General features: G+C 43.2%; 1 protein-coding gene. It reads left to right on the forward strand.

Annotated features, from left to right (window positions below):
- A partial coding sequence (locus tag ACNQ0T_RS24275) for a DUF1345 domain-containing protein (RefSeq protein WP_417930503.1) occupies positions 1-271 on the forward strand: 271 nt, incomplete at both ends.

A 271-nucleotide genomic window follows, 5' to 3' on the forward strand; every position in this document is an offset into this window, starting at 1 on the left:
CCTCTTGGCTGCTCTTACCTACGGGCTTTACCATGCACTATGCCCATCTCTATTACGGCAATAGTGAAAATGAAAAACCGTGGCTAATTTTCCCCGATAAAATCACCCAACCCAGCTATTCGGATTTTATGTATTTCTCATTCACCATTGCCGTCGCCTCACAAACGGCAGATGTAGAAGTAGCCTCAACCCCTATGCGTCGCGCAGTATTGCTCCAATCCGTTATTTCATTTGTCTTTAATATGGCCATTTTAGGGTTGTGTATTAATAT

This window comes from Enterobacter cloacae complex sp.6700776 (assembly GCF_048284255.1).
In the GTDB taxonomy this organism is placed as follows: domain Bacteria; phylum Pseudomonadota; class Gammaproteobacteria; order Enterobacterales; family Enterobacteriaceae; genus Enterobacter; species Enterobacter intestinihominis.